The organism is Micromonospora sp. LOL_021 (assembly GCF_048060215.1).
In the GTDB taxonomy this organism is placed as follows: Bacteria; Actinomycetota; Actinomycetes; order Mycobacteriales; family Micromonosporaceae; genus Micromonospora_E.
The window spans coordinates 61,057-86,246 of sequence record NZ_JBHMIN010000020.1; the positions used below are offsets into that span (position 1 = coordinate 61,057).

At 71.8% G+C, this 25,190-nt stretch carries 26 protein-coding genes; 20 read left to right on the forward strand and 6 right to left on the reverse strand.

Annotated features, from left to right (window positions below):
• Window positions 1–60 precede the first annotated feature (60 nt).
• From dop to prcA, 4 genes are all read left to right on the forward strand, one after another.
• Complete coding sequence (gene dop, locus ACFHWT_RS15380) at window positions 61–1,578, forward strand: depupylase/deamidase Dop (protein WP_416595278.1); 1,518 nt, start codon at window positions 61–63, stop codon at window positions 1,576–1,578.
• A 101-nt stretch (window positions 1,579–1,679) separates the two neighbouring features.
• Entirely contained in the window at window positions 1,680–1,895 is a 216-nt protein-coding gene (locus tag ACFHWT_RS15385; RefSeq protein ID WP_123601515.1) for a ubiquitin-like protein Pup, read from the forward strand.
• A 131-nt stretch (window positions 1,896–2,026) separates the two neighbouring features.
• Window positions 2,027–2,866, forward strand: coding sequence for a proteasome subunit beta (gene prcB / locus ACFHWT_RS15390; RefSeq protein ID WP_278169020.1), 840 nt, complete (start codon window positions 2,027–2,029; stop codon window positions 2,864–2,866).
• Window positions 2,867–2,933: 67 nt separating this feature from the next.
• On the forward strand, window positions 2,934–3,788 hold the full coding sequence (prcA, locus tag ACFHWT_RS15395) for a proteasome subunit alpha (RefSeq protein WP_416595279.1): 855 nt from the start codon (window positions 2,934–2,936) through the stop codon (window positions 3,786–3,788).
• A 43-nt stretch (window positions 3,789–3,831) separates the two neighbouring features.
• Here prcA and ACFHWT_RS15400 read toward each other — a convergent pair whose 3' ends face one another.
• The 3 genes from ACFHWT_RS15400 to rfbB all read right to left on the reverse strand — a co-directional run bounded on the left by ACFHWT_RS15400 (window position 3,832) and on the right by rfbB (window position 6,863).
• Entirely contained in the window at window positions 3,832–4,878 is a 1,047-nt protein-coding gene (locus ACFHWT_RS15400; protein WP_416595280.1) for a glycosyltransferase, read from the reverse strand.
• 117 nt (window positions 4,879–4,995) lie between these two features.
• Window positions 4,996–5,913 (reverse strand): dTDP-4-dehydrorhamnose reductase, encoded by a 918-nt coding sequence (gene rfbD, locus ACFHWT_RS15405; protein WP_416595281.1) that lies wholly within the window; start codon window positions 5,911–5,913, stop codon window positions 4,996–4,998.
• Window positions 5,877–6,863 carry a dTDP-glucose 4,6-dehydratase gene (gene rfbB / locus ACFHWT_RS15410; protein WP_416595282.1) on the reverse strand — a complete coding sequence of 329 codons (987 nt, stop codon included), beginning with the start codon at window positions 6,861–6,863 and terminating at the stop codon, window positions 5,877–5,879. Before rfbB ends, rfbD begins: the two co-directional genes overlap by 37 nt.
• A gap of 206 nt (window positions 6,864–7,069) precedes the next feature.
• Here rfbB and rfbA point away from each other — a divergent pair, with 206 nt between their 5' ends.
• From rfbA to ACFHWT_RS15430, 4 genes are all read left to right on the forward strand, one after another.
• Window positions 7,070–7,978 (forward strand): glucose-1-phosphate thymidylyltransferase RfbA, encoded by a 909-nt coding sequence (rfbA, locus tag ACFHWT_RS15415; protein ID WP_416595283.1) that lies wholly within the window; start codon window positions 7,070–7,072, stop codon window positions 7,976–7,978.
• Window positions 7,978–8,601, forward strand: a complete 624-nt coding sequence (locus ACFHWT_RS15420; RefSeq protein WP_416595284.1) for a dTDP-4-dehydrorhamnose 3,5-epimerase family protein — start codon at window positions 7,978–7,980, stop codon at window positions 8,599–8,601. Before rfbA ends, ACFHWT_RS15420 begins: the two co-directional genes overlap by 1 nt.
• 90 nt (window positions 8,602–8,691) lie before the next feature.
• A complete protein-coding gene (gene pafA, locus ACFHWT_RS15425; protein ID WP_416595285.1) occupies window positions 8,692–10,050 on the forward strand; it encodes a Pup--protein ligase in 1,359 nt (452 codons plus the stop codon).
• Between the two features lie 20 nt (window positions 10,051–10,070).
• Complete coding sequence (locus tag ACFHWT_RS15430) at window positions 10,071–10,292, forward strand: hypothetical protein (RefSeq protein WP_416595286.1); 222 nt, start codon at window positions 10,071–10,073, stop codon at window positions 10,290–10,292.
• Between the two features lie 29 nt (window positions 10,293–10,321).
• Here the strand turns inward: ACFHWT_RS15430 and ACFHWT_RS15435 are convergent, their stop codons facing one another.
• On the reverse strand, window positions 10,322–11,419 hold the full coding sequence (locus ACFHWT_RS15435) for a DUF3866 family protein (protein ID WP_416595287.1): 1,098 nt from the start codon (window positions 11,417–11,419) through the stop codon (window positions 10,322–10,324).
• A gap of 80 nt (window positions 11,420–11,499) precedes the next feature.
• Here ACFHWT_RS15435 and ACFHWT_RS15440 point away from each other — a divergent pair, with 80 nt between their 5' ends.
• The 6 genes from ACFHWT_RS15440 to ACFHWT_RS15465 all read left to right on the forward strand — a co-directional run bounded on the left by ACFHWT_RS15440 (window position 11,500) and on the right by ACFHWT_RS15465 (window position 16,172).
• Window positions 11,500–12,495: a helix-turn-helix transcriptional regulator gene (locus ACFHWT_RS15440; protein WP_416595288.1), complete on the forward strand. Its 996-nt coding sequence runs from the start codon at window positions 11,500–11,502 to the stop codon at window positions 12,493–12,495.
• A complete protein-coding gene (locus tag ACFHWT_RS15445; protein WP_416595289.1) occupies window positions 12,492–13,499 on the forward strand; it encodes a helix-turn-helix transcriptional regulator in 1,008 nt (335 codons plus the stop codon). Before ACFHWT_RS15440 ends, ACFHWT_RS15445 begins: the two co-directional genes overlap by 4 nt.
• 9 nt (window positions 13,500–13,508) lie before the next feature.
• Window positions 13,509–13,760: a hypothetical protein gene (locus ACFHWT_RS15450; RefSeq protein ID WP_416595290.1), complete on the forward strand. Its 252-nt coding sequence runs from the start codon at window positions 13,509–13,511 to the stop codon at window positions 13,758–13,760.
• A gap of 205 nt (window positions 13,761–13,965) precedes the next feature.
• Complete coding sequence (tatA, locus tag ACFHWT_RS15455; RefSeq protein WP_416595291.1) at window positions 13,966–14,271, forward strand: Sec-independent protein translocase subunit TatA; 306 nt, start codon at window positions 13,966–13,968, stop codon at window positions 14,269–14,271.
• 18 nt (window positions 14,272–14,289) lie between these two features.
• Window positions 14,290–15,249 carry a twin-arginine translocase subunit TatC gene (gene tatC, locus ACFHWT_RS15460; protein WP_416595292.1) on the forward strand — a complete coding sequence of 320 codons (960 nt, stop codon included), beginning with the start codon at window positions 14,290–14,292 and terminating at the stop codon, window positions 15,247–15,249.
• Complete coding sequence (locus ACFHWT_RS15465; RefSeq protein ID WP_416595293.1) at window positions 15,246–16,172, forward strand: diacylglycerol kinase family protein; 927 nt, start codon at window positions 15,246–15,248, stop codon at window positions 16,170–16,172. Before tatC ends, ACFHWT_RS15465 begins: the two co-directional genes overlap by 4 nt.
• Here the strand turns inward: ACFHWT_RS15465 and ACFHWT_RS15470 are convergent, their stop codons facing one another.
• Window positions 16,173–16,952: an HAD family hydrolase gene (locus ACFHWT_RS15470; RefSeq protein WP_416595294.1), complete on the reverse strand. Its 780-nt coding sequence runs from the start codon at window positions 16,950–16,952 to the stop codon at window positions 16,173–16,175.
• 143 nt (window positions 16,953–17,095) lie between these two features.
• On the opposite strand from ACFHWT_RS15470, the gene ACFHWT_RS15475 reads away from it, so the two are divergent.
• Together ACFHWT_RS15475 and ACFHWT_RS15480 are read left to right on the forward strand one after the other, a co-directional pair.
• Complete coding sequence (locus ACFHWT_RS15475; RefSeq protein WP_416595295.1) at window positions 17,096–19,879, forward strand: DEAD/DEAH box helicase; 2,784 nt, start codon at window positions 17,096–17,098, stop codon at window positions 19,877–19,879.
• A gap of 168 nt (window positions 19,880–20,047) precedes the next feature.
• Window positions 20,048–20,947: an MHYT domain-containing protein gene (locus tag ACFHWT_RS15480; RefSeq protein ID WP_282230698.1), complete on the forward strand. Its 900-nt coding sequence runs from the start codon at window positions 20,048–20,050 to the stop codon at window positions 20,945–20,947.
• Here the strand turns inward: ACFHWT_RS15480 and ACFHWT_RS15485 are convergent.
• Complete coding sequence (locus ACFHWT_RS15485) at window positions 20,918–21,895, reverse strand: 5'-3' exonuclease (protein WP_416595296.1); 978 nt, start codon at window positions 21,893–21,895, stop codon at window positions 20,918–20,920. The genes ACFHWT_RS15480 and ACFHWT_RS15485 overlap by 30 nt on opposite strands.
• A gap of 78 nt (window positions 21,896–21,973) precedes the next feature.
• Here ACFHWT_RS15485 and ACFHWT_RS15490 point away from each other — a divergent pair, with 78 nt between their 5' ends.
• From ACFHWT_RS15490 to ACFHWT_RS15505, 4 genes are all read left to right on the forward strand, one after another.
• Window positions 21,974–23,104 (forward strand): DUF4037 domain-containing protein, encoded by a 1,131-nt coding sequence (locus ACFHWT_RS15490; RefSeq protein ID WP_416595297.1) that lies wholly within the window; start codon window positions 21,974–21,976, stop codon window positions 23,102–23,104.
• A gap of 81 nt (window positions 23,105–23,185) precedes the next feature.
• Window positions 23,186–24,325, forward strand: coding sequence for an acyl-CoA dehydrogenase family protein (locus tag ACFHWT_RS15495; protein ID WP_416595321.1), 1,140 nt, complete (start codon window positions 23,186–23,188; stop codon window positions 24,323–24,325).
• A 16-nt stretch (window positions 24,326–24,341) separates the two neighbouring features.
• Window positions 24,342–24,785 (forward strand): Lrp/AsnC family transcriptional regulator, encoded by a 444-nt coding sequence (locus ACFHWT_RS15500; protein WP_282230701.1) that lies wholly within the window; start codon window positions 24,342–24,344, stop codon window positions 24,783–24,785.
• 201 nt (window positions 24,786–24,986) lie between these two features.
• Complete coding sequence (locus tag ACFHWT_RS15505) at window positions 24,987–25,181, forward strand: CsbD family protein (protein ID WP_123601535.1); 195 nt, start codon at window positions 24,987–24,989, stop codon at window positions 25,179–25,181.
• Window positions 25,182–25,190 lie beyond the last annotated feature (9 nt).

A 25,190-nucleotide genomic window follows, 5' to 3' on the forward strand; every position in this document is an offset into this window, starting at 1 on the left:
CGTCGGTGCGCGGACTACGCTCGACATGACGGGCGCCGACGGAAGCGATGAGGTAACGGCATGAGTGTGCGGCGGATCATGGGCACCGAGGTGGAGTACGGGATCTCCGTGCCCGGCCAGCCCGGAGCCAACCCGATGGTGACCTCCTCACAGGTGGTCAACGCCTACGGTGCCCGACCCGAGCTGAACCGGGGCGGTCGGGCCCGGTGGGACTACGAGGAGGAGTCGCCGCTGCGTGACGCCCGGGGCTTCACCTACTCGGGGGCGGCCTACGATCCGGCAGAGGCCCTCGCCGACGAGGATCTCGGCCTGGCCAACGTGATCCTCACCAACGGCGCCCGGCTCTACGTCGACCACGCCCATCCCGAGTACTCCACCCCCGAGGTCACCACCCCGCTGGACCTGGTCCGGTGGGACAAGGCGGGGGAGCGGGTGATGGCGGAGGCGGCCCGCCGCGCGGCGACCATCCCCGGTGCGCACCCCATCCAGCTGTACAAGAACAACACCGACAACAAGGGCGCCAGCTACGGCGCCCACGAGAACTACCTGATGCGTCGGCAGACGCCGTTCGCCGACATCGTGGCGTACCTGACGCCGTTCTTCGTCACCCGGCAGATCGTCTGCGGGGCGGGCCGGGTCGGCATCGGCCAGGACGGCTCCCAGGCCGGGTTCCAGATCTCCCAGCGGGCCGACTTCTTCGAGGTCGAGGTGGGCCTGGAGACCACGCTGAAACGGCCGATCATCAACACCCGGGACGAACCGCACGCCGACGCCGACAAGTACCGCCGGCTGCACGTGATCATCGGCGACGCCAACCTCTCGGAGATCTCCACCTACCTGAAGGTCGGCACCACCTCGTTGATCCTGACCATGATCGAGGAGAAGGCGCTCGGCGCCGACCTGGGCATCGCCGACCCGGTGGCCGAGCTCAAGGCGGTGAGCCACGATCCGTCCCTGGTGCACCTGATGCGGCTGCGCGACGGCCGCCGGCTCACCGCGCTCGACCTGCAGTGGGCGTTCTACGAACGGGCCAGGGCGTTCGTCGACGACCGGTACGGCACCGACCTCGACGAGGCCACGGCTGACGTGCTGGACCGCTGGGAGGACGTGCTCGACCGGCTGGGGCGGGATGTGCTGTCCTGCGCGCAGGAGCTGGACTGGGTCGCGAAACTGCGGCTGCTCGACGGTTACCGGGAGCGGGAGGGGCTCACCTGGGCCTCGCCGAAACTGCAGCTGGTCGACCTGCAGTACGCCGACGTCAGGCCGGATAGGGGCCTCTACCACCGCCTGGTGGGTCGGGGAGCGATGCGTACCCTGCTCGACGACAGCGCCACCCGCGTCGCGATGGTCGAGCCGCCACCGGACACCCGGGCCTACTTCCGTGGCCGGTGCCTGGCGCAGTACGCCTCCGAGGTGGTCGCCGCGAGCTGGGACTCGGTCATCTTCGACGTGGGCCGGGAGTCGCTGGTCCGGGTGCCGATGATGGAGCCGGAGCGGGGGACCCAGGCCCACGTGGGTGACCTGTTCGACCGGTGCGCCAGCGCGAAGGACCTGCTGGAGGTGCTCACCGGCGGCTGACCCGGCCAGGTTCGCTTGGCGCGAACGTGGCCGTCGCCGGCCGGTTCCGTCGCCACCGCGAGGTAAGTTTCACCTAGGCGATCGTGTGGAGGAGGCACCTGATGGCTACCCGTGACAGCGGCGGTCAGTCCCAGTCCGGCAAGTCCCGCCGGGCCGAGGAAGTCGACGAGACGGTCACCGAGACGGATCCGGAGGCCGCGCAGCGGCATGCCGAGATCACCGAGGACGTCGACGACCTGCTCGACGAGATCGACTCGGTGCTGGAAGAGAACGCCGAGGAGTTCGTCCGCGGCTACGTACAAAAGGGCGGCGAGTAGCTCGCCGGCGGTGAAGATCGCACCCACCGGGTGCGCACGCTAGTCTGCTCCAACACACCGGCGGCCTCGACCGGCGCCGTGCCGGCACGGGCGGCCCGGTCAGGCGATCACGTTCTGCAGAGAGGGACCACGTGGCAGCGGGATTCGATCCATCCGGACGCCTTCCGGACGTGTTCACCAACGCGGGAACGTCCTCCTTTACCCAGTTCCTGGCGTCGGCCGCACCGGATCTGCTGCCGGGGCGCCGCCCACTGCCGCCCGGGCTGTCCGCGGACGTCGGTCCGCACGCCACGACGATCGTCACGCTCGTCACCGCCGAAGGCGTGGTGATGGCTGGTGACCGCCGGGCGACGATGGGCAACCTGATCGCCAACCGGGACATCGAGAAGGTGCATCCCGCTGACGCCTACTCGTTGATCGGCATCGCCGGCACCGCCGGCATCGGCATCGAGCTGATGCGGTTGTTCCAGGTCGAGCTGGAGCACTACGAGAAGATGGAAGGTGCCGTCCTCTCCCTGGACGGCAAGGCGAACCGCCTCGCGTCGATGATCCGCAACAACCTCGGTGCCGCGCTGCAAGGGCTGGCCGTGGTGCCGCTGTTCGCCGGGTTCGACCTGGCCGCGACCGATCCGGCCGAGGCCGGCCGGATCTTCAGCTTCGACGTCACCGGCGGTCCGTACGAGACCACCGGATTCGACGCGATCGGCTCCGGGTCGCTGTTCGCGAAAGCGGCTCTGAAGAAGCGGTACCGTTCCGGGCTGAGCAGCGCCGATGCGGTCCGCCTCGCGGTGGAGGCGCTGTACGACGCCGCCGACGACGACACCGCCACCGGCGGCCCGGACCTGACCCGCCGGATCTTCCCGGTGGTGATGACCGCGACGGCGGCCGGCACCCACCGGCTCACCGACGCCGAGTCGGCCCAGATCGCCGAGGCGGTCGTCGCCGCGCGCACCGAGAATCCGGGCGGCTGAACCCGCGAGCGCCGACTTGTCCCGTCCGCTGTAGTCGTTACCACCTGGTCGAAGGAGAGCCGCCGCCGTGGCAATGCAGTTCTACGCCTCGCCCGAGCAGATCATGCGGGACCGTTCCGAGCTCGCCCGCAAGGGCATCGCCCGGGGCCGTAGCGCGCTGGTGCTGAGCTTCGAGGGCGGTGTGCTGTTCGTCGCCGAGAACCTGTCCAGCGCCCTGCACAAGGTGAGCGAGATCTACGACCGGATCGGGTTCGCCGCCGTCGGCCGGTACAACGAGTTCGAGAATCTGCGCCGGGCCGGGGTGCGGATGGCCGACCTGAACGGCCTCAGCTACGACCGTCGCGACGTGACCGGGCGGGCGCTGGCCAACGCGTACGCACAGACCCTCGGGTCGATCTTCACCGAGCAGTCGAAGCCGTTCGAGGTGGAGATCTGCGTCGCTGAGGTGGGGTTGGAGCCGGCCGCTGACGAGATCTACCGGTTGACCTACGACGGCTCGGTCACCGACGAGCCGGGGTGCATGGCGATGGGCGGTCACGCCGAGACGATCGCCGGTGTGCTGCGGACCGATCATCGGGCCGACATGTCGCTGTCCGATGCCGTCGGGCTCGCGGTGCGGGCCCTCGCCGAGGTGGGCGGCGAGAACGGAGCGACCCGCAGCATCGCCGCCAACCAGTTGGAGGTGGCGGTGCTCGACCGCCGCCGCCGTGGCCGGACCTTCCGTCGGATCACCGGTGCCGCGTTGACCGCGCTGCTCGACGGCGGTGCCGCCACTTCGGCGGACGAGCCCTCGTCGGCAGAAGCTGGCCGGTCCGGCGGTCCCCGGGTGCCCGAGTCGACGCCGGAGAAGCCGACCTCCTCGGCCGCCTCCGCCGATCTGGAGGACGCCGCCGGCGACTCCGGCACCACCGAACAGGACTGACCGGGCGCGGTGTGCCGCGCCAGGGCCGCTTCGGCCCGGTGCGTCACACCCAGCGCCGCACCGTCCGCCAGTACACGGACAGCACGGCGTTGAACACCGTCCTGCCCGGCGGGTCGATCAGCGGGGTGTCCAGCCGGTCGGTGAGGACCCGCATCCAGACCCGGTCCGGGACGGTCCGCTCGGCCTGCAGCCGGGCCCGGCGTCGCCGCAGATGGCCCCGGTGCTGCCACAGCCACCGGTAGCCGCGGAGCTTGTCGGCCAGCCAACCCTGCCGAGCCGCCAGCACCAGCATCGCCAACTCCAGGGCCAGCAGCGGCGGACCGAGCAGCACCAGCGACCGGGTGCCCCACACCGTGGCCACGAACATCATCCGGTTGCGTTCGACGAGGTAGAACTTGAAGCTGTTGCGGCTGAACTCGTAGCGGTGCAGCGCCACCGCGTCCGGTACGTTGACCACCCGCAGACCGACTCGCCAGGTTCTGATCGACAGGTCCGCGTCCTCGTGGTAGGCGAAGTAGTGCGGGTCGAAACCCTCCAGCCGGTCCCAGTGCGCCCGCCGGGTCACCAGGCAGGCGCCCATCGCACCGGCGGTCTCGGTCGGCTCGGTGCGGGTCTCCCGCTCGCGGAACCCGCCGATCCAACTCAACCCGAGTACGTGTATCTCGTTGCCGCGGGAGTTGAGCAGGTCCGGTTCGTCGGCCAGGCGCACCGCGCCGGCGGCGATGCCGGTGCCCGGGTCGGCGAGCTCGTCCACCAGCCGGGCGAGGGTGGTCGGCTCCACCACCGCGTCGCCGTTGACCAGCGCCACGTACTCGCCGTCGGCAGCGGCCACGCCGACGTTGCAGCCGGCGGAGAAGCCGACGTTGCGGCCGTCGCCGACCACCGTGACGCCGGGAAGGTCGCCCAGCGCGGCGACGTCGTCGGTGGTGCACCCGTTGTCGACCAGCACCACGTCGACGTCGACCTTGACCGAGGCGAGCAGGGCCTCCACCGATCGGCGCAGCAGCGGCTCCGCGCCCCAGGCCAGCACGACGGCACTGACCCGGGGCAGACCGGACGACACACGGGACTTGTGGCTCATCTCCGACATTCCGGTTTCTCTCCTGGCCTGGGGAGCCGGGCCGCCCGACGCGGGCGTGCCTGACATGTCCGTCGGCTGTCGTGTCCGTCGTCCCAGCGGCCGTGAGATCAGCCGTCGTGACCGCAATCAGTCGCCGAACGCCGGGTCGCGCAACGCGGTGGAGAGCATGCTCCGCCAGTCTGCCATGACCGGTAGCCCGGCGAGCGCCCAACGCCGATGTCCGAGCACCGAGTACGCCGGCCGGGCGGCGGGCCGGCGGAAGTTGGCACTGGTGGTGGGGCGGATCCGCGCTGGGTCCAGGCCGCGCAGCGCGAACGCCTCCCGGGCCAGCCCGCACCAGGTCGTCTGCCCGCTCGCCGTGCCGTGGTAGATCCCGGCGGGGGCCGTACCGGCGACCGCCGCCCCGGCCAGCGCGACGAGCTGCCCGGCGAGGGCGTACGACCAGGTCGGCTGACCATGCTGGTCGTCGACGACGTCGAGGTGCTCCCGCTCGCCGGCCAGCCGCAGCATGGTCGCGACGAAGTTCGGTCCGTGCGCCCCGTAGAGCCACGCGGTCCGCACCACGTAGCCGCGCTGCGGCAGCAGCCGGGCGACGGCCTGCTCACCGACGAGCTTGCTGCGGCCGTACCCGTTGACCGGCGAGGTCGGGGCGTCCTCCGGGTACGGGGAGGTGCCGTCGCCGGCGAACACGTAGTCGGTGGAGATGTGCACCAGGTACGCCCCGCTGTCGGCACAGGCCCGGGCCAGATGCGCCACGGCGGTGCCGTTGACGGCGGTGGCGGCTTCCTCGGCCGCCTCCGCGCCGTCCACGTCGGTCCACGCCGCGGCGTTGATCACCACCTGGTGCCCGTCGACGGCGGCAGCGACCGCCGTCGGGTCGGTGATGTCCAGATCGGTACGGGTCAGCGCGGTCACCGACCGGGCGTCCCGGTGGTCGGCCAACGCGGCCAGCAGGTCCCGCCCCAACATCCCACCGGCACCGGTGACCAGCCACCCGTCGGCTGCGGTCACGACGACGCCACGGGCTTCTTCAGCGGCTCCCACCAGGACCGGTTCTCCCGGTACCAGCGGACCGTGCCGGCCAGTCCTTCGTCCAGCGTGACGCTCGGGGTGTAGCCCAGTTCGCCGGAGATCTTGCCGATGTCCAGCGAGTATCGTCGGTCGTGTCCCTTGCGGTCGGTGACCGGGACGACCCGTTCCCACCCCACCCCGCAGGCGTCCAGTAGCCGGGCGGTGAGCTCCTTGTTGGTCAGTTCGGTCCCGCCGCCGATGTGATAGACCTCACCGGCGCGTCCGCTGGCGGCGACCAGCGCGATGCCGACGCAGTGGTCCCGCACGTGCAGCCAGTCCCGGATGTTGCCGCCGTCGCCGTACAGCGGCACCGTACCGCCGTCCAGCAGGTTGGTGACGAACAGCGGAATGACCTTCTCCGGGAACTGGTACGGCCCGTAGTTGTTGGAGCAGCGGGTCACCACCACGTCCATGCCGTGTGTCCGGTGGTAGGCCAGGGCCAGCAGGTCGGAGCCGGCCTTGGACGCGGAGTACGGCGAGTTCGGCGACAACGGCCAGTCCTCGGTCCACGACCCTTCGTCGATCGACCCGTACACCTCGTCGGTCGAGACATGCACGAACCGGTTCGTCCCGTGGCGCAGCGCCGCGTCGAGCAGCGTCTGGGTGCCGACCACGTTGGTGGTCACGAACTCCGCGGCACCGGTGATCGACCGGTCGACGTGCGACTCGGCGGCGAAGTGCACCACCATGTCGTGTCCGGCGAGCGCCCGGTCGACGGCGGCGGCGTCGCAGATGTCCGCCTGGACGAAGGTCAGCCGCGGGTCGTCGCGGACCGGGGCCAGGTTGGCGAGATTGCCGGAGTAGGTCAACTTGTCCAGCACGGTCACCGTAGCCGGATCGACCGGGGCGTCCGGGTCGGTGAGCAGCATCCGGACGAATTCCGAACCGATGAAGCCGGCACCGCCGGTGACGAGGACTCTCACAGGTCCGGGAGTCTACGGGACACCGTCACCGTCGACCGGGGGATCGCCGGTGACGGCTATCCGACGATGTCCCCGCCGGGACCGGCAATGGACTGGTGCACGACCGGCCCAGCAGATGTCGGACGAAGGGTCCGACATCCGTGACCGGCCCGTACGGGGAGCCCGTCGACAGTTGCTGTGGGTGGTTAGGCCGGTAGGCTCCCGCCGTGCGTGGAATCCTACTCGCCGGCGGCACCGGCTCTCGGCTCTGGCCGATCACTCGCGCCGTGTCGAAGCAGCTCATGCCGGTCTTCGACAAACCGATGATCTACTACCCACTCGCCACCCTGATCATGTCCGGCATCCAGGAGATCCTGGTCGTGACCACACCGGAGGATCAACCACAGTTCCGGCGACTGCTCGGCGACGGCGCGCAGTTCGGGCTGCGGCTGAGCTACCGGGCGCAGCCCCGGCCGGAAGGCATCGCCCAGGCGTTCGTGCTCGGCGCGGACTTCATCGGCGATGAGTCCGTCGCGCTGATCCTGGGCGACAACATCTTCCACGGCATCGGTCTGGGCCGGAAGCTGTCCGACCACGCCGACCTCACCGGCGGACTGATCTTCGCCTACCCGGTGGCCAACCCCGAGGCGTACGGCGTGGTCGACTTCGACGCCGCCGGCCGGGTGCTGTCGATCGAGGAGAAGCCGAAGCGGCCGCGGTCGCGCTACGCGGTGCCCGGGTTGTACTTCTACGACAACCAGGTGGTGGAGATCGCTGCGGGGCTGAAGCCGAGCGACCGTGGCGAGCTGGAGATCACCGCGGTCAACGAGGCGTACCGCCGGGCCGGTCAGCTGTCGGTGACCGTGCTGGACCGGGGGACGGCCTGGCTGGACACCGGCACGTTCAATTCGATGATGCAGGCCGCTGAGTTCGTCCGGGTGATCGAGGAGCGCCAGGGCATGAAGATCGGCTGCGTCGAGGAGTCCGCCTGGCGTGCCAAACTGATCGACGACGATCAGCTGCGCGCCCTCGCCGAGCCGCTGACAAAAAGCGGTTACGGCAGCTACCTGCTGAGCCTGCTCGAGGAGCGCCACGACCACCGGTTGTCCGATGCCGGACCGGCAGAGGAGGCCTGATGAAGATCCGCGAGCTCGAGATCGAGGGCGCCTGGGAGGTCACCCCGCAGCAGCACGGTGACCCGCGCGGGCTGTTCATGGAGTGGTACCGCTTCGACCACCTGGCCGGGGCGGTCGGTCATCCGCTGCGGCTGGCCCAGGGCAACCTGTCGGTCTCGGCGCGCGGCGTGGTCCGGGGTATCCACTTCGCCGATGTGCCACCCGGCCAGGCCAAGTACATCAGCTGCGTACGGGGCGCGGTGGTCGACGTGATCGTGGACCTGCGGGTCGGTTCACCGACGTTCGGCCGGTGGACGGCGGTGCGGCTCGACGACGTGGACCGCCGCGCGGTCTACCTCAGCGAAGGACTCGGGCACGGGTTCTGCGCGATGTCCGACGACGCCACCCTGAACTATCTCTGCTCCACCACCTACAACCCGCGCGCGGAGCACGGCGTGCATCCTCTCGACGCCGACCTGGCCGTCGACTGGCCGGTCGCCGCGCCGCAGCTGTCCGCCCGCGACGACGCGGCCCCGACACTGGCCCGGGCCCGCGCCGACGGCCTGCTGCCGGACTACGGCCGCTGTCGGGAGTTCGCCGCCCGGCTCTCCGCCGGCGAGTTGCCGTACGCATCCGGCCAATAACTCTGCGCGAAAGCGACCTGTCGGACGTAGTTCGTCCGACAGGTCGCCCGAGACTGACCACGGAGCCCTCGGGGCGGCTAATGTCTGGTCATGGAACGGCGAATCTTCGGGCTCGAAACCGAGTACGGTGTCACCTGCACCTACCGCGGCCAGCGGCGGCTGTCGCCGGACGAGGTGGCGCGCTACCTGTTCCGCCGGGTGGTCTCCTGGGGGCGGTCCAGCAACGTCTTTCTCCGCAACGGGGCCCGGCTCTACCTCGACGTCGGATCCCACCCGGAGTACGCCACGCCGGAGTGTGACTCGGTGACCGACCTGGTGGCGCACGACCGGGCCGGCGAGCGGATCCTCGAAGGGCTGCTGGTGGACGCCGAGAAGCGGCTGCACGACGAGGGCATCGCCGGCGAGATCTACCTGTTCAAGAACAACACCGACTCGGCCGGCAACTCGTACGGTTGCCACGAGAACTACCTCGTCTCCCGGCACGGCGAGTTCGGTCGGCTGGCCGACGTGCTGATCCCGTTCCTGGTCACCCGGCAGCTCATCTGCGGTGCCGGCAAGGTACTGCAGACGCCGCGCGGGGCGGTCTACTGCCTGTCCCAGCGGGCCGAGCACATCTGGGAGGGCGTCTCCTCGGCGACCACCCGGTCCCGGCCGATCATCAACACCCGCGACGAACCGCACGCCGACGCCGAGCGGTACCGCCGGCTGCACGTCATCGTCGGCGACTCCAACATGAACGAGGTGACCACGCTGCTCAAGGTCGGCAGCGCGGACATCGTGCTGCGGATGATCGAAGCCGGCGTCGTCATGCGGGACCTGTCGTTGGAGAACCCGATCCGGGCGATCCGGGAGGTCTCCCACGACATCACCGGCCGGCGCAAGATCCGCCTCGCCTCCAACAAGGAGGTCAGCGCGCTGGAGATCCAGCAGGAGTACCTGGCCCGGGCGACCGAGTTCGTCGAACGCCGGGGCGGCGACCAGACCGCCAAGCGGGTCGTCGAGCTGTGGGGCCGGGTGCTGCGGGCGGTCGAGACCGGTGACCTGGATCCGGTCGCCCGGGAAATCGACTGGGTGACCAAGTTGAAGCTGATCGAGCGCTACCAGCGCAAGCACGATCTGCCGCTGTCCCACCCGCGGGTCGCCCAGATGGATCTGGCGTACCACGACCTGCGCCGCGGCCGCGGGCTGTACGCGCTGCTGGAGCGGCGCGGCCAGGTGGACCGGGTGGCCACCGACCCGGAGATCTTCGAGGCGAAGGAGACCCCGCCGCAGACCACCCGGGCCCGGCTGCGTGGCGAGTTCATCCGGCACGCCCAGGAGAAGCGGCGGGACTTCACCGTCGACTGGGTCCACCTCAAGCTGAACGACCAGGCCCAGCGCACCGTGCTGTGCAAGGACCCGTTCCGGGCCTACGACGAGCGGGTGGAGCGCCTGATCGCGAGCATGTGAGACGGTAGGCTCACCGGACGATGGCTGAACCCACCCGCGACGATCCCGCGCCGCCGCCGTCTGCCGCCGGGCGGCCGAGCCCGTTTCCCCGGACCGAGACCTGGCTCGAGCGGCGGCGCAACAAGATCGCCGCGGAGATCGCCCGCAACCGCCGTGGCGAGTACACCGTGCCCACCTGGGTGCTCGCCACGGCGTTGGCGCTCATCCTGGGTGCCTGGGCGGTCCTGATCATCGTCAGCTGAGCCGTCGCTGCCGGGTCAGCGCTGTCGGGTCACTGGTCGCCGCCGGCCAGCGCCGCCGCGTGCCGGCCGGCGGCCGCGCAGGCCAGGAAGTACGCGTGGTCGCCGGCCAGGTCCCGGCCCATGGTGCGCAGCGGCACCGGGCTGGCCCGCAACGCCGCGTCGAGACCGTCGGTGGCGACCCGTACCGCACGGTGCCGGCCGATCGGCGCCACCAGTCGACGCAGCGCGGTGGTCACGTCGTCGGCGATCTCCGCCGGCAGGTCCGCCGGGACCACCAGGTCCGCCGGAGCGAGTGCCACCCGGCCGTACGCGGTGCTGCTGTGGTGCGACAGGCCGCGGTGACGCGGCCGCGGGTCGTCGGCGGAGACGCGCAGCGCACCGACCGGCCGCCCGCCGAGCGTGGCGGCGGCGTTGACCGCCTCGCCGACCCCGACGCCGGAGAAGCCCCATCTGGTGCCGGTGCCGAGGTTGCCCGGACCTTGGCAGACCACTGTCACGTCGGCGGCCAGCACGTGCCGGGCGGCCAGCAGCCCGCTGTGGACGGTGGTGGCCTCCAGATCGCCGCCGAAGCACTGGCCCACGGTCACCGTGCCGGCGAGCGTTCCGGACAGCCCGTCCAGGGTCCGGGAGAAGCCGGCGGGCAGCGCTCCGCCGTCGGTCATCACGTACCCGACGCGCAGCCGGGGCCGGTCGGCGAGGACGCCGGCGACGATCGCCGGCAGCGCCGAGTGCAGGTCGGCGGTGACCACCGGCATCCCGGCCAGGTCCTCGGCGTCGGCCAGCACCTGCCGGTGCGGTGACGCCTCCTCGTCGACCCCGCACACGATCGCCTGCAGCGGGGTGTAGCGGGCCTTCACCAGGTGCCCGTCGGAGCGGTCCCGCCCGCCCGGCGGGTCCGGTGGCAGCCGGTCCGGCACCGCCACCACCAGGGCGTACCCGCCGGTGCCGAGCCCCATCAGCAGCGCCGAGACGTTCAGCAGCACCCGGTCGCCGGGTTCGGGTTCGCCGACCAGCTCCGGGTAGGCCACCGCGCGTACCGGCTCCCCGTCGACCGCGACGTCCAGTTCGACCGCCCCCCGCCACCGCCGCCGGACCGCGGTGACCCTGCCGTCACGCCATCGCACCATGCGGGGCACGCTAACCTGCACCCTCGTACGGCGGCCGGGCGGGGCGGTCGCTGCCGCGCCGACACTGCTAGCGTCGTGCCGTGTCCCGCAACCGGACCGAACGCCTGGTCAATCTCGTGATCTGCCTGTTGTCGACGCGGCGCTTCCTGACCGCCGCGCAGATCGCCGCGACCGTACCCGGCTACGAACACGATCCGTCTGACGTCCGTGACCACGAGGCGTTCCAGCGCAAGTTCGAGCGGGACAAGGCGGAGCTGCGCGACCTCGGCGTGCCGCTGGAGACCGGCGTGGCGAGCGCTTTCGACAGCGAACCGGGCTACCGGATCGCCCACCGCGAGTACGCGCTGCCGGAGATCCCGCTGGAGCCGGAGGAGGCCGCCGCGGTCGGCATCGCCGCCCGGCTGTGGCAGCACGCCGGGTTGGCCGCCGCCGCCTCGTCCGGGCTGGCCAAGTTGCGGGCCGCCGGGATCGACGTGGATCCGCAGGCCACCCTCGGGGTGGAGCCGGTGGTCACGGTCGACCCGGCGTTCGCCGCGTTGACCGCCGCGGCCCGCGACCGGCGTCCGGTGACCTTCGACTACCGGGTGCCCCGCGGTGACACCCCCACCCGGCGACGGCTGCAGCCCTGGGGGGTGGTCTGCTGGCGGGGGCGCTGGTACGTGGTCGGCCACGACCAGGACCGCGCGGCCACCCGCTGCTTCCGGTTGTCCCGGGTGGTGGGCGCGGTGCGGCTCACCGGTCGGGCCGGCAGCTACTACCCGCCGACCGACGTCGACCTGATCAGTCACGTCGCCCGCTGGTCGGACCCGGTCGAACGTACCGGCGTGGCCACCGTGCTGGCCGGGCCGGGCCGGGCCGCCGGCCTGCGGCGCGGCGCGGAGTCCTGCGTCCCGGGCCCGGACGGGGACCGGCTGACGCTGCGCTACGCCGAGCCGGAGGCGCTCGCGGGCCAACTGGCCGGGTACGGTGCCGACGTGCGGGTGCTCGATCCGCCGGAGCTGCGCGAGCTGGTGATCCAGCGACTGAAGGAGATCGTGGTGGCGCACCAGCCGGCCGGTGCGGAGGTGCGGGGGTGACCACGTCCCGACCGACCGGCTCGCGGGCCTCCGCCGACCGGCTCGCCCGGCTGCTCAACCTGGTGCCCTACCTGCTGGCCCGGCCGGGCGTGGAGATCGCACAGGCAGCAGCTGATCTGGGCACCACCGCCCGTCAGCTGCGGGAGGACCTGGAGCTGCTGTGGGTGTGCGGGCTGCCCGGCTACGGTCCGGGCGACCTGATCGACATGGCGTTCGACGGCGACCGGGTGACGATCACCTACGACGCGGGGATCGACCGGCCGTTGCGGCTGACGCCGGACGAGGCCCTGGCCCTGGTGGTGGCGCTGCGGATGCTGGCTGAGACGCCGGGGCTGGCCAACCGGGACGCCGTCGAGCGCGCGCTGGCCAAGATCGAGGACGCGGCAGGCGAGTCGGCCGGTGCCCCGGTGGCGGTACGCCTGCCCGCTGACACGGCCCGGTTGGACCGACTGCGGTCGGCGGCACAGAGCGGCCGGGCGGTACGGATCACCTACTACACGGCGGCCCGCGACGAGACCACCGATCGGGTCGTCGACCCGATCCGGGTGCTCATGATCGGCGGTCGGGGCTACCTGGAGGCCTGGTGCCGGCGGGCCGAGGCGGTCCGGCTGTTCCGGGCCGACCGGGTCGACGCCCTGGTCGAGCTGGACCAGCCGGCCGCCGTGCCGCCGCAGGCCGGTCGGCACGAACCCCGGGAGGCCGCGTTCCAACCGACGCCGGGCCTGCCGTCGGTGGTCCTGCGGGTCGGCCGGTGCGGCCGGTGGATCACCGAGTACTACCCGTGCGAGGACGTCCGGGTCGAACCGAACGGCGAGTGGCTGGTCACCATGCGGGTCACCGATCTGGCCTGGGCCCGCCGGTTCGTCCTCGGGCTGGGCCCGGACGTGACGGTGGTCGCTCCGGCGCAGCTGGTCGCGCAGGTGCACGCGGCCGCGTCCGCCGCGCTGGCCGCGTACGCCGTACCCGGTGGTGCGCCGGCTGCGGACCTGTCCGCTAGCGGCTAGTCTGCTCGGGTGCTGACCTGGATCGTTCTCGCCGTGCTGGGATGCGCTCTGTTGGTGCTCGTCGGGGCGGTCCGCCCGGTGCTGACCCGGCTTCCCGCGCTGCGCCGTGCCGCGCTCGCCCTGCAGCGCCGCCAGGGCGAAGCGGAGGCGTTGGCGGCGCAGGCTGAGCGGTTGCAGCTGCGGCTGGCGCAGCTGGAGCAGAGCCTGGCGGCCACCACCCGGCGTGGACGGCCTGTGGACCGCCCGGACGGACGCGGCTGACCAGCCGGTCACGCCAACCTGGCCTGTTCGGCCAGTGCCTGCGAAGCGCCGGTCAGCGTTGTGCCGTCCGTGGTTGACGGGTCAGTTGATCGTGGTTGAGACTTCACCGACCAGGCCAGATTGACCCGGTCTGGCAGGTGGCGGACCCCGCGAACGCACGTACGATGGGCTCGTCACCACCCGACGCACCGACTGGAGCTATGCCATGCATGCCCTGAAGCCGTGGCACATCGCCGTACTCGTGGTCGTGCTGATCCTGCTCTTCGGCGCCAAGCGGCTGCCGGACGCGGCGCGGTCACTCGGCCGCTCCCTGCGGATCATCAAGGCCGAGACCAAGAGCCTGGCCGACGACGACAAGGACCTCGCCGAGAAGGCCGACGCCCAGCACGGCCGCGCGCCGTACCAGGCCGAGCCGGTGATCGAGCCGACCAGCGTGCATCAGCCGGGCTACCAGCCACCGCCGGCGCCGGCGGCCGATCAGCAGCCACAGCGCGTCCGCGACACCAACTGACCGGAAAGGTCTCCTGCCGTGGGCTTCGCCCTGCGTCGGCGCGGTCCGAGCAAGTTCGACCGTGCCTCCGACGGCTCGATGACCCTGATCGAGCACTTTCGTGAGCTGCGTACCCGACTGTTCTGGGCCTCGCTGGCGATCGTCGTCGGGCTGGTCGTCGGATTCTTCCTCGCCGAACCGGCGTTCCAACTGCTCAAGCAGCCGTATTGCCAGTTGCCCGGCACCGGCGAGACGACCGCAGACGGCACCTGCCGGGAGTTCCTGCAGCTGTCTCCGGCTGACGGCTTCGTCCTGAAGCTGAAGCTGGCGCTCTGGATCGGCTTGATCGTCGGCGGCCCGGTCTGGCTCTACCAGCTCTGGGCGTTCATCGCTCCCGGCCTGCACCGGCACGAACGCAGATGGGCGTACGTCTTCGTCTCCATCGCGGCACCGCTGTTCCTGGCCGGTGCCATGCTTGCCTACTTCGTCGTGGACAAGGGGCTGGCGTTCCTGCTCGAATCCGGCGTTACCGGCCTGTCTACCCAGCTCGAGGTCACCCGGTACATCTCGTTCGTGACCACGATGATCCTGCTGTTCGGGGTCGCGTTCGAGTTCCCGCTGGTGCTGCTGATGCTCAACTTCACCGGCGTGGTCAGCGCACGCCGCCTGCTCAGCTGGTGGCGCGCGGTGGTCTTCGTCTGCTTCGCGTTCGCGGCGGTCGCCACCCCGGACCCGGGTCCGTTCGGGATGACCCTGCTGGCGGCGTGTCTGGCGCTGTTGTACTTCGTCGCGGTCGGGGTGGCGTTCCTCAACGACAAGCGCCGTGGCCGGGGCAAGGAGGTGTACGCCGGGCTCGACGACGACGAGGCGTCGCCGCTGGACGACGACCCGCAGCCGGTCGCGGTCGCGGAGCGGACCGAGACGGTCACCCCGGTCGTGCCGACCCAGCCGGTGCCGAAGCCGTTGCCGATCGAGCGTCGCTACGACGACATGACGTGACCGGTCCGGCCGGTCCGTCCGCTGTCGTGCCCGGTGCGATCGCGGTGCTGGCGAACCCGGCGGCCGGCCGTGGCCGGCATTCGGCAGTCCTGCCGCTGGTCCGTGACCTGCTGGCAGCGACCGGTCGGCCGGTGCGGCTGCTGGCCGCCGTCACCGCGGACCAGGCGGCGAGCGCATGTCGGGCCGCGGTGGCCGGTGGTGCGGCCGCAGTGGTGACCCTCGGCGGCGACGGCACCGTGCACCTTGCCCTGCAGGCGCTCGCCGGCACCGACGTCCCGCTGGGTCCGGTGCCGACCGGCACCGGCAACGACTTCGCCGCCTGCACCGGTTTTCCGGCCGATCCGGCCCGCGCGGCGGCGGTGATCGCCGCCGCTCTGGCCGCCGGCCGCAGCCGGCCCGTCGACCTGGCCCGGGTGTCCGCACCGGGCCGGCCGGACCGGTGGTTCGGCGCGGTGCTGGCCGCCGGATTCGACGCGATCGTCAACGAGCGGGCCAACCGGATGCGCTGGCCGTCCGGGCCGCGCCGCTACGACCTGGCGGTCCTGGCCGAGCTGGCGCGGCTGCGGCCGCGCCGCTACCGAATGGTGCGCGACGGCGAGCGGGACGACTTCGACGCGGTGCTGGTCGCGGTCGGCAACTGCGCCAGCTACGGCGGTGGGATGCGGATCTGCCCGGCGGCCGACCCGACCGACGGGCTGCTCGACGTGGTGGTGGCCGGGCCGGTCTCCCGCCGTACGCTGATCCGGATCAAACCGCAGGTCCGGCGGGGCAGCCACGTCGACCATCCGATGGTGCGCAGTCTCCGGGCCCGCCAGCTGACGATCGACGCGCCGGATCTGATCTGCCACGCCGACGGTGAACGGCTCGGGCCGCTGCCGGTGACCGTCACGGCCGTGCCGGGAGCGGTGCGGCTGCTGCGGTGATCACCGGTCCGGCTCGCCGGTGGCCAGGTCGAGCACGGCCGCGAGTCCGTTGGCCCGACCCGGGTCGGCCGCCGGCAGCACCAGCGCCGCGCAGCCGGCCCGTACGGCGCCCGCGTCGGCCGGGGTGTCGCCCACCATCAGGGTCCGCTCCGGATCGACCCGCAGCATCCCGCAGGCCCGCAGGAAGATCGCCGGGTCGGGTTTGCAGCGGCCCACCTCGTAGGACAACGCCCAGGCGCCGATCAGGTCGGCCAGGCCCCAGGCGGTGAAGTGCGGACGGATGTCGAAGCCGATGTTGCTGACCACGGCGACCGGCACCCCGGCGGCGTGCAGGGCCCGTAACGTCGCGGCGGTGTCCGCGTACGGCAGCCACCCGTCCGGGCCGAGCAGCCGCTGATAGAGGGCGTCGGCCAGGCCGTCCACCCCGCTGTCGACCGTCGCGGCCAGGCCGGTGTACGCGGCCCGGTGCGCCTGCGGGTACAGGTCGCGGTCGGCCCACACCTCGGCCAGTTGCGGGGGGACCCGGGTGGGCAGTGGCCCACCTGCCCGGCCGGCGGTCAGCAGCCGGTCAGCGAGGACGGTAGCCCGCCCCCGGTCCAGGGACACCCCGCACGCCTCGGCACCCTGGGTGACCCAACGGACCGGGTCCTCGACCTGGGCCAGTGTGCCGTGGAAGTCGAACAGGACCGCCTCGACCGGGCGGCGTCGTGGCCGGTCGGCCGGTTCGTACCCGGGACCGGCGGATACGTCGGGGCGGGGGCGTTCGGGTTGATCCGGCACGCCTGCACCTTATCGAGCCGGCTCGGCGGCCCGGTAGGTTGCCCTAACCTGAGTGGCCGCCGCCGCTGCTCGACCCTCTGTGCCCGGGAGTGACGAGACCCCTGACCGGGACGCCACCGGCCGGCTGCGATTAATCTTGCGGTATGTCGAGCCCCGCCGAGCGGTACGCCGCAGCGCGCCGCCGGGCCGCGCAGGCCGCCGCCTTTCCCGCGCTCGGGGAGTTCGCCCTCGATCTCGGTTTCGATCTGGACGACTTCCAGCGGGCCGCCTGCCAGGCCCTGGAACGGGGCAGCGGGGTGCTGGTCTGCGCGCCGACCGGGGCGGGCAAGACGGTGGTCGGCGAGTTCGCGGTCCATCTGGCGCTACGCGCCGGTGCCGCGCCGGCCGGCGGCCCGCCGCGCAAGTGCTTCTACACCACCCCGATCAAGGCACTGTCCAACCAGAAGTACCACGACCTGGTCGACCGGTACGGCGCCGCCCAGGTGGGGCTGCTGACCGGGGACAACGCGATCAACGGCGACGCGCCCGTGGTGGTGATGACCACCGAGGTGCTGCGCAACATGCTGTACGCCAATTCGGCCACTCTGGACGGCCTGGCCTACGTGGTGATGGACGAGGTGCACTACCTGGCCGACCGGTTCCGGGGCGCGGTCTGGGAGGAGGTGATCATTCACCTGCCGTCGTCGGTCATCCTGGTGTCGCTGTCCGCGACGGTGTCCAACGCCGAGGAGTTCGCCGACTGGCTGGTCACCGTGCGTGGCGAGACTGAGGTGGTGGTAAGCGAAGACCGTCCTGTCCCGCTGTGGCAGCACATGCTGGTCGGTCGGCGGATGTTCGACCTGTTCCACGACGCCGACGCGGCCCGCAAGCATGACGTGCATCCGGAGTTGCTGCGATACAGCCGGGAGATGCTGCGGCGGCTGGAACTCGGTGACGGCCGTACCCACGGGCCGGGCTGGGGCCGGTCCGGTGGTCGCGGCCCGCGTTGGCGTCCCCCGCTGCGGGCGGACGTGATCGAACGTCTGGAGCGGGAGGGCCTGCTGCCGGCGATCCTGTTCGTGTTCAGCCGGGCCGGGTGCGATGCCGCCGTCGCCCAGTGTCTGGCCGCCGGTCTGCGGCTGACCACCCCGGACGAGCGCGCCGAGATCCGTCGGCTGGTGGAGTCTCGGCTGTCCAGTCTGCCGGCCGAGGACCTGTCGGTGCTCGGCTACTGGGGCTGGCTGGACGGGCTGGAACGCGGTCTCGCCGCGCACCACGCCGGCATGCTGCCGGCCTTCAAGGAGGTCGTCGAGGAGCTGTTCGTCCGGGGCCTGATCAAGGCCGTGTTCGCCACCGAGACGCTGGCGTTGGGGATCAACATGCCGGCCCGCTGTGTGGTGCTGGAGCGGCTGGTCAAGTTCAACGGGGAGGCGCACGTCGACCTGACCCCGGGCGAGTACACCCAGCTGACCGGTCGGGCCGGTCGGCGCGGTATCGACGTGGAGGGCCACGCGGTGGTGGTCTGGTCGCCGGAGGTCGATCCACGGCACGTCGCCGGGCTCGCCTCGACCCGGACCTATCCGCTACGGTCGAGTTTCCGACCGTCCTACAACATGGCGGTCAACCTGGTCGGCACCGTCGGTTTCAACGCCGCCCGGGAACTGCTCGAATCGTCCTTTGCCCAGTTCCAGGCGGACCGGTCGGTGGTTGGCCTGGCCCGGCAGGCGCAGCGCAACACCGAGACCATCGAGGCGTACGGCGTCGAGACGCGCTGCGACCTCGGCGACTTCGACGCGTACTTCGATCTGCGGGTGGCGATCGCCGACCGGGAGCGGGAGCTGGCCCGGCAGGGTCAGCAGCAGCGGCGCACCGCGGCGGTCGACTCGCTGGAGCGGCTGCGGGTCGGTGACGTCATCCGGGTCCCGTCGGGTCGACGGGCCGGGTTGGCTGTGGTGCTCGACCCGGGCGCGGGCGGGTTCGGCGAGCCCCGCCCGCTGGTGCTGACCCAGGACCGGTGGGCGGGCCGGGTGTCGGTCGGCGACTTCACTGTCCCCGCAGAGGTGCTGACCCGGATCCGGGTGCCGAAGCATTTCAACCACCGGTCACCGGCGGCCCGACGGGATCTGGCGGCGGCGGTGGCCGGGACGGGCCTGGGTCGCCACGGAGCTCGCCGCCGGGGGCGTGCGCGCGGTGACCGGGACGACGACCGGATCACCCAGTTGCGCGCCGAACTGCGTCGGCACCCCTGCCACAGCTGTCCGGACCGGGAGGAGCATGCCCGCTGGGCGGAACGACGGCACCGGCTGGCCCGAGACACCGACGAGCTGCGGGCCCGGGTGGCGGGCCGGACCGGATCGTTGACCCGGACCTTCGACCGGGTCTGCGGTCTGCTGACCGACCGCGGCTACCTGACATCCGACGGTACGGTGACCGACGCCGGGCGGATGCTGGCCCGGATCTGGACAGAGACTGACCTGCTGGTCGCCGAGTGCCTGCGCCGAGGTGTCTGGGACGGTCTGGCGCCGGCGGAGCTGGCCGCAGCGGTGTCGGTGGTGGTGTACGAGGCCCGCCGCGACGTCGACGAGCGGGCGGCGCTGCCGCGGGGGGCGGTCACCGCCGCGGTGGACGCCACCACCGCGATCTGGGCCAGCCTGGAGGCCGACGAGGCGGCCGCCGGCCTGGAGTCGACCCGGGAGCCGGATCTCGGCTTTGTCTGGCCGATCTACCGGTGGGCCCGGGGCGAGCCGCTGGCCAAGGTGCTGGCCAGCGGGGACAGCCTGGACGGGGAGATGCCGGCCGGGGACTTCGTCCGGTGGGCCCGGCAGGTCGCCGACATGCTCGGGCAGCTGGCCCAGGCCCGGGGTGCGTCGCCGCAGCTGGCGCGGACGGCCGCGCAGGCGGTGTCCGCGCTGCAGCGCGGCGTGCTGGCGTACCAGACGACGGGGTGACTGCCGGTCGACGGTCGAACAGCGTGCCGTAGTCACCGGTACCGGTGGTGCGTCACAATGTCGACACGGCCCGGCGAAACAACCGAACGATCGCTTGCGAAGACCCTTTTCGCTGCTCACCATCGGTCCGGGGAGTACCAGCCTGTGGTTCGGGCCGAAGGGGTGGACGTGGCAGATATCAACCATTTTGAGTATGGCTTCATCACGCCAACGCTGAGTTACGCGTTGTCGGTGCTCGGTTCGTTTCTCGGACTGATCTGCGCCGTGCGGGTCCGGGAGTCGGACACCCCGGGCCGGCGGGCCTGGTGGCTCTCGCTGTCGGCGTTCGCGATCGGTGGCACCGCCATCTGGACCATGCACTTCATGGCGATGCTCGGCTTCAGTGTGGCCGGCACCCAGATCCGCTACGACATCGCGATCACCATCGCCAGCGCGGTGATCGCGATCGCCGCAGTCGCGTTCGGGCTGTTCCTGGTCGGCTTCGGCCGGCCGTCGCTGGTGAAGATCCTGCTCGGCGGGGTCATCACCGGCCTGGGCGTGGCCGCGATGCACTACACCGGGATGGCCGCGATGCGGCTCAACGGCGACATCGACTACGCGCCGGGCCGGGTGACGCTCTCCGTGGTGATCGCGGTGATCGCGGCAACGGTGGCGCTGTGGCTGGCGGTCACGGTCCGTCGGCCGCTGGCGATGACCGGATCCGCGCTGCTGATGGGTGTCGCGGTCAACGGCATGCATTTCACCGGCATGACGGCGATGTCGGTGCACCTGCACGAGCCGACCGGCGTGCTCAACGGGGCGACCGCGGCAACCCTGCTGGTACCGATCGGCGTGGCGGTGCTGCTCGTGGTGATCGGCCTGGTGTACGCGGTCCTGTCCGCCCCGACCGAGGAGGACCGGGCGGCGGCGGCGTACCTCGACGCGCGGATCGCCGAGCGGCGTAGCGCCCCACAGCCACCGACCCCTGCCCGGCCGAACGGGTTCACCCCGCTACGCAGCGGCTCGAACACCGGTAGTGAACAGAACGCGTCGAGCCGGTCAGGCGGGTTCAACGGGTTCAACGCCTGACCCGCTAGCGTCCGCACCGCCGGACCCGCCGGCGCCCCCTGCCATCGCGTCGACCAGCCGCCGACAGGAGCCCGCAAGGTTCCACCGGTCCGCCAGCTCCATCAACCGGTCGGGGTCGGTCGGTGCGGCGGGCAGCCGCACCGGTTCGACCGCCAGATCGAGGTCCCTGGCTACCCGTACCACGGTCGGTGCGACCGCCAGGTAGTCGCGGGCGGCCGCCAGCCGGGCCCGCAGACCGGGAGCGAACCCGGACCGTGGGTCGTCCAGTGCCACGACCAGCCCGGCAAGATCGCCGTACCGCTGCAGCAGCCGCGCTGCGGTCTTGGCGCCGACGCCCGGCACTCCCGGCAGGCCATCGCTCGGGTCGCCACGAAGTGCGGCGAAGTCGGCGTACCCGGCGGGCGGTACGCCGAAGCGCTGCTCGACGGCCGCGCCGTCGCAGTCCTCCAGCTTGGCCACCCCCCGACCGACGTAGAGCAGCCGGACCGGGTGGTCGTCGTCGACCAGCTGAAACAGGTCCCGGTCGCCGGAGACCACCTCGACCGGGCCGGCCTGGCGGGTGGCGAGCGTACCGAGCACGTCGTCGGCCTCATAGCCGGCCACGCCGACCGACGGCACCCCCAGCGCGGACAGCACGTCCAGCAGTACCGGCAACTGCGGCACCAGGGTGTCCGGGACGACCTCCCCGCCGGTGGGTGCCACCCGGTGTGCCTTGTACGACGGCAGCAACCGTACCCGCCAGGCGGGCCGCCAGTCGTGGTCGAGGGCGCAGATCAGCCGCGCCGGCCGCCGCCGGGTGATCAGCGCGGCCAGCATGTCGAGGAAGCCGCGTATGGCGTTGACCGGTTCGCCGTCGGCGGTGCGGGCGGCGGACTCGGGCACCCCGAAGTACGCCCGGAAGTACAGGCTCGGGGCGTCGACGGCCAGCAGAGCATCGGATCGGTTCACGCGCTACAGCCTCGCACAGCCCGGTGACACCGCTGGTTGTCCGGCACGGCCGTCGGGCCGGTGCGGCAGGCTGCCGACATGAGGTTCCTGCCCGGCCTGGAGCTGAGCCGCCGGTTTCACCACGCGGTGGTGGCGCCGGCGATCGCCGCTCGGTTCCCCCGGCTGCGCTACGCCGCAGCCCGGATGGACACCGGTTCGGAGCTGTTCGGGTTCGACACGGAACGCTCCCGCGACCATGACTGGGGCCCGCGGGTGCAGGTGTTCCTCGACTGCGCCGATGCCGGCCTGGCCGACCAGGTGTGCGCCGCCGTTACCGAGGACCTGCCGGCGACCTTTTTGGGCTTCCCGACCAGGTTCGCGCCGGACGCCGACCGCACTCTGGGGGTGCCGGCGCTCGACGGTGCCCGGCACGGGGTGACGGTGACGGACGTGTCTGCCTGGTGCCAGCGGGTGCTGGGCTTCGATCCGGCCGATGGGCCGGGCCGGCTGGACTGGCTCGCCACCCCGACCCAACGGCTCGCCGAGTTCACCGCCGGGGACGTGTTCCACGACGCCCTGCCCGGCGTCACGGCCGGGTCGGTTGGCGGGCTGACCGGTCGCCGTGCGGTTCTCGCCTGGTACCCACCGGACATCTGGCGGTACGTGCTGGCTGCGGCCTGGGCCCGGGTGGCCGGCGAGGAGCCGTTCGTCGGCCGGTGCGGGGAGGTCGGCGACGAGATCGGTGGCGCGGTGGTGACCGCCCGGATCGTGCGGGACCTGATGCGGCTGGCGTTGCTGGTCGGCCGTTGCTACCCGCCGTACCACAAGTGGCTGGGCAGCGCGTTCGCCCGGCTGCCGGACGATGACGGGCTGTGTGCGACGTTGGCCGCGGCGTTGTCGGCGACCGGGTGGAGTGTGCGGCAGCGGCGGCTGTGTCAGGCGTACGAGCTGCTGGCGGTGCGGACCAACCAGCTCGCGCTGGCCGCGCCGGTGGAGCCGACGGTACGGCCGTTCCGGGACCGGCCGTTCCTGGTGCTCGACGCGGCCAGGTTCGCTCGGGCCCTGTGGTCGGCGATCGGTGACCGCGAGCTGCGGGCGCTGCCGGTGCTGGGGGCGGTGGATCAGGTCGTCGACCACACCGCGCTGCTCACCGATGTCGCGCGGACCCGCACGGTGATGGGTCGCGTCCTGGGACTGGACCACGACGGGACGCGGCCAAACGAACGTTAAGCTTGTTGGGTGTCGATCGGCACCGCCGGCCCGCCACCGTGGGCCGGCGCCGGCCCGCTCACCATCCTGGAGCGCACCACCATGACCGTCGAACGCGTCCTGCCCACGCCCGAGGCATACGACCTGATCGAGTTGGCCACCGAGCTCGCCGACCGGGAGTTGGCCGGCCGGGCCGCCGAATTCGAGGCACGGGCCGAGTTCCCCCGGGAGGTGGTCCGCACCCTCGGCCGGGCCGGTCTGCTCGGCCTGCCGTTCGCGGAGTCCGACGGCGGCGCGGGCCAGCCCTACGAGGTGTATCTGCAGGTGCTGGAGGTGCTGGCCAGCCGTTGGCTGGCGGTCGCCGAGGCGGTCAGCGTGCACACGTTGTCCTGCTATCCGGTGGCCGAGTACGGCACTGACCGGCAACGGAAGCTGTTGCCGGAGATGCTCGGCGGTGAGCTGCTGGGTGCGTACTGCCTCAGCGAGCCGCAGGGCGGGTCGGACGCGGCGGCGCTGACCACCCGGGCGGTTCGCGACGGGGACGACTACGTGGTGACCGGGACGAAGGCGTGGATCACCCATGCGGCGGTGGCCGACTTCTACAACGTCTTCTGCCGCACCGGCGGACCTGGAACGCGGGGCATCTCGTGCCTGTTCGTCCCGGCCGGCACCGCCGGCGTGCTGGCGCAGCCGGCGGAGCGCACCATGGGCCTGCGCTCCTCCCCGGTCGCCCAACTGGTGTTCGACCAGGCCAGGGTGCCGGCGGAGCACCTGGTGGGTGCCGCGGGCTCCGGCTTCGGTGTGGCGATGTCCGCGCTGGCCGCCGGCCGGCTGGGGATCGCCGCCTGCGCGGTCGGGCTGGCGCAGGCGGCGCTCGACCACGCGGTCGGTTACGCCCGGCAGCGGGAGCAGTTCGGCCGGCCGATCATTGACCTGCAGGGGCTGGGGTTCCTGTTGGCGGACATGGCCACCCAGGTGTCGGCCGCTCGGGCGGTGACCCTGGCCGCAGCCCGGTTGCGCGACGCCGATCGGGCGTACGCCGTCGAGGCGGCCAAGGCCAAACTGTTCGCCACCGACGTCGCGATGAAGGTCACCGTCGACGCGGTTCAGGTGCTCGGTGGGTACGGCTACGTGGCCGACCATCCGGTGGAGCGGTACCTGCGCGAGGCGAAGGTGCTGCAGATCGTGGAGGGGACGAACCAGATCCAGCGGGTGGTGATCTCCCGGGCACTGGCCCGGTGACGGTAGGTTTCTCGCCGTGGAAGAGACCGATCGGGCTATCGTCGCCGCGCTGACCACCGACGGCCGGGTGTCGTACACCGAGCTGGCCGAGCGGGTGGGCCTGTCGGTGTCGGCGGTTCATCAGCGGGTACGCCGGCTGGAGCAGCGCGGGGTGGTTAACGGCTACACCGCCCGGGTGTCGTACGAGGCGGTGGGGCTGCCGTTGAGCGCGTTCGTCGCGATCCGGCCGTTTGACCCGTCCCAGCCGGACGACGCCCCGGAACGGCTGTCGCATCTGGCCGAAATCGATTCCTGTTATTCGGTGGCGGGGGAGGACTTCTACCTGTTGCTGGTCCGGGTGGCGAGCCCGGCGGATCTGGAACGGCTGTTGCAGGAAATCCGGACGGCGGCGAACGTCACAACCCGGACGACGGTGGTGCTGTCCACCCCGTACGAGTCACGTCCGCCGAAACTCGTCTGAGTCTGTCGCCTGGTCTGCCTGGCTGCCGGGAAGCCTTTCCTATCGTCCTAGGACGCTCTAGGCGCTGTGCTTTCACCATCCCGCACATCAACGACCCAGCAACCACGCCAAGCGCCGCACCGTTTGAAGCCCACGACGCCGGGCATGCAGGAAGCACGGACGGAAACCGTCCGGTCAGTACCGCGATAGGAGTGATCGACCATGGGCATGACCGACAAGGCGCGCAACAAGGCCGAGGAGCTCAAGGGCCAGGCGAAGGAGCGCTACGGCGCGGCGACCGACAACGAGCAGATGCGGGCCGAGGGCGCCGCCGAGGCGAGTAAGGCGCGGACCAAGGACGCGGGAGAGCACGCGAAGGACGCCGGCCGCAACGTACGGGACGCGTTCAGCGGCTGACGAGCAGCG

Bases quoted from the DNA above. Each gene is read 5' to 3' on its own strand.
- dop (WP_416595278.1), top strand. From the start codon at position 61: ATGAGTGTGCGGCGGATCATGGGCACCGAGGTGGAGTACGGGATCTCC.
- ACFHWT_RS15385 (WP_123601515.1), top strand. From the start codon at position 1,680: ATGGCTACCCGTGACAGCGGCGGTCAGTCCCAGTCCGGCAAGTCCCGC.
- ACFHWT_RS15400 (WP_416595280.1), bottom strand. From the start codon at position 4,878: ATGTCGGAGATGAGCCACAAGTCCCGTGTGTCGTCCGGTCTGCCCCGG.
- ACFHWT_RS15420 (WP_416595284.1), top strand. From the start codon at position 7,978: ATGAAGATCCGCGAGCTCGAGATCGAGGGCGCCTGGGAGGTCACCCCG.
- pafA (WP_416595285.1), top strand. From the start codon at position 8,692: ATGGAACGGCGAATCTTCGGGCTCGAAACCGAGTACGGTGTCACCTGC.
- ACFHWT_RS15430 (WP_416595286.1), top strand. From the start codon at position 10,071: ATGGCTGAACCCACCCGCGACGATCCCGCGCCGCCGCCGTCTGCCGCC.
- ACFHWT_RS15435 (WP_416595287.1), bottom strand. From the start codon at position 11,419: ATGGTGCGATGGCGTGACGGCAGGGTCACCGCGGTCCGGCGGCGGTGG.
- tatA (WP_416595291.1), top strand. From the start codon at position 13,966: ATGCATGCCCTGAAGCCGTGGCACATCGCCGTACTCGTGGTCGTGCTG.
- ACFHWT_RS15475 (WP_416595295.1), top strand. From the start codon at position 17,096: ATGTCGAGCCCCGCCGAGCGGTACGCCGCAGCGCGCCGCCGGGCCGCG.
- ACFHWT_RS15490 (WP_416595297.1), top strand. From the start codon at position 21,974: ATGAGGTTCCTGCCCGGCCTGGAGCTGAGCCGCCGGTTTCACCACGCG.
- ACFHWT_RS15495 (WP_416595321.1), top strand. From the start codon at position 23,186: ATGACCGTCGAACGCGTCCTGCCCACGCCCGAGGCATACGACCTGATC.
- ACFHWT_RS15505 (WP_123601535.1), top strand. From the start codon at position 24,987: ATGGGCATGACCGACAAGGCGCGCAACAAGGCCGAGGAGCTCAAGGGC.